The 2,022-nt window shown below is 69.5% G+C and carries 3 protein-coding genes; all 3 read right to left on the bottom strand.

Features of this window, described 5'->3' with window-relative positions:
* Window positions 1–699, bottom strand: a 699-nt coding sequence (gene lepB, locus RBH18_RS43730; protein WP_306216421.1) for a signal peptidase I, incomplete at its 3' end; no start/stop codon positions are given.
* 229 nt (window positions 700–928) lie between these two features.
* Window positions 929–1,288, bottom strand: coding sequence for a 50S ribosomal protein L19 (gene rplS / locus RBH18_RS43725; protein ID WP_306216420.1), 360 nt, complete (start codon window positions 1,286–1,288; stop codon window positions 929–931).
* 123 nt (window positions 1,289–1,411) lie between these two features.
* Window positions 1,412–2,022 (bottom strand): tRNA (guanosine(37)-N1)-methyltransferase TrmD (trmD, locus tag RBH18_RS43720; RefSeq protein WP_306216418.1); only part of this gene is annotated, 611 nt, incomplete at its 5' end.

Genomic DNA, 2,022 nt, shown 5'->3' with positions numbered 1-2,022 from the left:
GGAAAGGCTGGTGAAGCGGCTCGTGGGCCACACGACGACGAAGGCGCGGCCGATGACGTTGTCGACCGGGACCGGGCCCTGACAGCGGGCGTCCTGGGAGACCAGCCGGTGGTCGCCCATGACGAACATCTCACCCTCAGGGACGACGACCTCGGCGAAGCGCCGGCTGCTGCACTGCCTCGGGTTGGGCGGCTGGTCCAGCGGGGAGTTCTCCTCGACGTACGGCTCGTCGATCGGCACGCCGTTGACGGTGATCCGGCCCTCGGAGTCGCAGCAGGCGACCTTGTCACCGGCGACGCCGATGACCCGCTTGATGAAGTCGCGCTCGCCGGGCCGGGAGACGCCGACGAGGTCACCGATCGTGCGGCCGAGCCGGGCCCCGAACGAGTTGTCGAGGGGCGTGGCGGGCTGCTCGGGGGCCCAGTTGTCGGTGCCCCGGAAGACGACGATCTCGCCGCGCTGCGGCTCCCGGATGTCGTAGACGACCTTGTTGACCAGGACGCGGTCCTGGATGAGCAGGGTGTTCTCCATCGACCCGGAGGGGATGAAGAAGGCCTGGACCAGGAAGGTGCGGATCAGCACGGCCAGACAGAAGGCCACGACCAGCAGCAGCGGAAGCTCCTGCCACAGCGGCATCTCCTTGCGGCGGAGCACCCGGCCACGGCGCCGCCCGGAGGAGGAGCCCCGGTACCCCTGCATCGGTTCCACGCTATGTCTCTCCCGCCGCCGTCCAGGCGATTCGAGCCCGGATACAGCACTACCGCCCGCAGTCCCCCGCGGGGAACAGGTCGGGCGGTAGTGCGAATGGCCCACCGGCGGGGCAATTACCCCTCCGGCACTGATTCCCATCCGTCACGTGCGCAAGCCTAGCCAGCCCGCGCACAAAACGTCAGTCCGAGTGAAGTTACGGCTCGGACCGCGAAGGAGTTCAGCTGACGGTCTGCTTCTCGCGCAGCTCCTTGATCTTGGCCTTCTTGCCGCGGAGCTCGCGCAGGTAGTAGAGCTTGGCGCGACGGACGTCACCGCGGGTGACAACCTCGATCTTGTCGATCGCCGGGCTGTTGAGCGGGTAGGTACGCTCGACACCGACGCCGAAGCTGATCTTGCGGATCTTGAAGGTCTCGCGCAGGCCACCGCCCTGGCGGCTGATCACGACGCCCTGGAAGACCTGGACGCGGGAGCGGTTGCCCTCCACGACCCGGGCGTAGACCTTGAGCGTGTCACCGGCCCGGAAGTCGGGAATGTCGGTGCGCTGCGACTGGGCGTCGAGAGCGTCCAGCGTGTTCATCGCTGCATCCTCGTGTTCCTCAAAGCGCACCGGGAGTTCGATGCGCGAATGGGTCCTGCTGATTCCCCGGCGGGGAGATCCTCGCCCGCGCGCCCACGGCGTGGGGCACGAACGGCAACCTCCCTACTTTGCCACACCCGACCCCGGGATCCGAAATCCGGCGTCCTCGATGGCGGCCCGGTCCTTCTTGTCGAGCTTCTCCGGCGGATAGGCGTCGAACAGGTCCGGCCGCCGGGTCGCGGTCCGCAGCAGGGATTGCGTACGCCGCCACCGCGCGATCCGCCCGTGATCGCCCGACCGCAGCACGTCGGGCACCTCGCGGCCCTCCCACACGGCCGGCTTGGTGTAGACGGGCGCCTCGAGCAGCCCGTCCCCGTGCGACTCCTCGGTCAGCGACTCGGCGTTGCCGAGCACCCCGGGCAGCAGCCGGGTGACGGCCTCCATGATCACGATGACCGCGACCTCGCCGCCGAACAGCACGTAGTCCCCGAGCGAGATCTCGCGCACCGGCATCCGCTCGGCGGCCGCGTCGATGACCCGCTGGTCGATGCCCTCGTACCGGCCGCACGCGAAGACAAGGTGATCAAGGGTCGCCAGGGAAGCGGCGTCCGCCTGCGTGAACGGCTTGCCCACGGGCGACGGCACGACCAGGACGGAGGAGGGCGACGCGACGGCGGCGAGCGCGGAGGCCCACGGCTCCGGGCGCATGACCATGCCCGGCCCGCCCCCGTACG

The sequence above is a fragment of the Actinoplanes oryzae genome, assembly GCF_030757795.1.
Classification (GTDB): domain Bacteria; phylum Actinomycetota; class Actinomycetes; order Mycobacteriales; family Micromonosporaceae; genus Actinoplanes.
This window is presented reverse-complemented; position numbering and strand designations above follow the sequence as displayed.

What these genes read in the sequence shown, in the direction of transcription:
- rplS (WP_306216420.1), bottom strand. Translation starts at nt 1,288, where the DNA reads ATGAACACGCTGGACGCTCTCGACGCCCAGTCGCAGCGCACCGACATT.